Raw genomic sequence first — 2,143 nt, 5'->3', positions numbered from 1 at the left:
CGAATATGATGGCATGATGCGCAGCGCCGTGCAGAGCGGCCTGGTTGACATGGTGCTGCCGGCCGAGGAGATGGCTGAGAAGCTCGTCGGCTATTTCAGCCACGCCAACCGCGATGAAAGCGAACGGGACCGCCGCAAGCGCGAGGTAGCCGAACAGCTTTCGCGGATCGCGGCACTGCTGCGCATGCGTACCGGCCATGACTTCAGCGGCTACAAGGACAATACGATCCTGCGGCGCATCCAGCGCCGCATGCAGGTGCTGCAGATCGACGATCCCACGGCTTTCTACGAGCGGCTGCGCGACGAGCCGCAGCAGGTCGATCTCCTGTTCCAGGACCTGCTCATCGGGGTGACCAGCTTCTTCCGGGACCCGCAGGCTTTCAATGCGCTCGAACGCTTCGTCGTCCCCAAGCTTTTCGAGGGCCGCAAGCCGGACGAGACGATCAGGGTGTGGGTGCCTGGCTGTGCCACCGGAGAGGAAGCCTATTCGATCGCGATGCTCTTGAGGGAGAACGCGCCGCGCGGCGCCGCCTCGCCCAAGCTGCAGATCTTTGCCACCGACATCGACGAGCGTGCGCTGGAAGTGGCGCGCGCCGGCCGCTATCCGGCGACCGTCGCAAGCGACATCACGCCGAAGCGCCTGAAGGAATTCTTCTCGCGCGAGGACGGCACATATCGTGTTTCCGCCGAGTTGCGGGAAGCCTGCCTGTTCTCGGCGCACAATCTGTTGCGCGACCCGCCGTTTTCCAAGCTGGACCTCATCGCCTGCCGCAACCTCTTGATCTATATGGGGCCGGAGCTGCAGGAGAAGATCATCCCGATCTTCCATTATGCGTTGCGCAACAACGGATATCTCTTCCTCGGCTCGTCCGAGAACGTCACGCGCCATGCGCGCCTGTTCTCGACCATCGACAAGCCGACCCGCATTTTCCAGAAGCGCAGCGGGGTCGGCCAGCGCCTGCGCCTGCCCGAATTCCCGCTTGCCGCCGCCGCCAGGCAGGCTGTTCCGAGCACACGCCCGCGCGCAACGACAGGAACCCTGCAAGAGGTTGCCGAACGCTTCCTGGTCGAGCGCTATGCGCCGGCCTATGTGGTCGTCAACGCCGCCGGCGAACTGATGCACAGCTCGGGCGGGACAGGAAAATATCTGGAACTTGCCGCCGGCGCTCCCGACCACAACGTTTTTTCCATGGCGCGGCGCGGTCTGCGCATGGATCTGAGGGCTGCGCTTCACAAAGCCGTCAGCACCGGCCAGATGGCGGTTCAGAACAAGATTGCCGTCGGTACCAATGGCGGCCGCCAAACGATCAGCCTCGCCGTGCAGCCGCTGCCGGCCGAGGGCGGGACGGACCCACTCTACATGCTGGTCTTCCGGGATATCGGCGGCATCAAGGCGGAGACCGAGGACGAGCCCGTCCACACGACCGACGATGTCGAAAGCGCCAATGTCAGCCAGCTCGAAAAGGAGCTGCGAGAGACCAGGGAGCGGCTGCAGATCACGACAGAGGAGCTCGAATCCTCCAATGAGGAGTTGAAGTCCTCCAACGAGGAACTGTCCTCCATCAACGAGGAGCTGCAATCGTCCAACGAGGAACTGGAAACCTCGAAGGAAGAACTGCAATCCATCAACGAGGAACTGCACACCATCAATGCCGAGCTCAACATCCGCGTCGACGAGCTCACTCGCGCCAACAACGACATGTCCAACCTGCTCGAAAGCACACAGATCGCGACGGTGTTTGTGGACCGCGACCTCTGCATAAAGAGCTTCACTCCGGCGGCGCGCGATCTGTTCAGGCTGGTCGAAAGTGATGTCGGCCGGCCGCTGGCCCACGTACGTCCGCGTTTTCCCGCCGATGGGCTGCAGGCGGATATGGAACAGGTGCTAAACCGGCTCGTTACCATCGAGCGGCAGGTCGAGGGCACCGAAACTGACAGGCGCTACGTCATGCGCGTGCTGCCCTACCGCACCGTTGACAATGTCATCGCAGGCGTCGTCGTCACCTTCGTCGACGTCACCCGGGTTTCACTGGCGGAAGAAAAAATCGGCGCGCTGTCGCACGACCTGCGCAACCGCCTCGAAAGCCTGGAGACTGTTCTGGATCTTGTGCCTGTCGGCATCTTGATCGCCGAAGACGACGAC

Annotated in this window: 1 protein-coding gene; it reads left to right on the top strand. The window is 62.6% G+C overall.

Going from position 1 to position 2,143, the window contains the following annotated elements:
* Positions 1-13: 13 nt before the first annotated feature.
* Positions 14-2,143 (top strand): CheR family methyltransferase (locus CK222_RS31310; RefSeq protein WP_176477815.1); only part of this gene is annotated, 2,130 nt, incomplete at its 3' end.

The sequence above is a fragment of the Mesorhizobium sp. WSM3866 genome (assembly GCF_002294795.1).
Classification (GTDB): Bacteria; Pseudomonadota; Alphaproteobacteria; order Rhizobiales; family Rhizobiaceae; genus Mesorhizobium.
The sequence above is the reverse complement of the archived record's forward strand: the minus strand, read 5'-3'. Positions and strand labels throughout refer to the sequence as shown.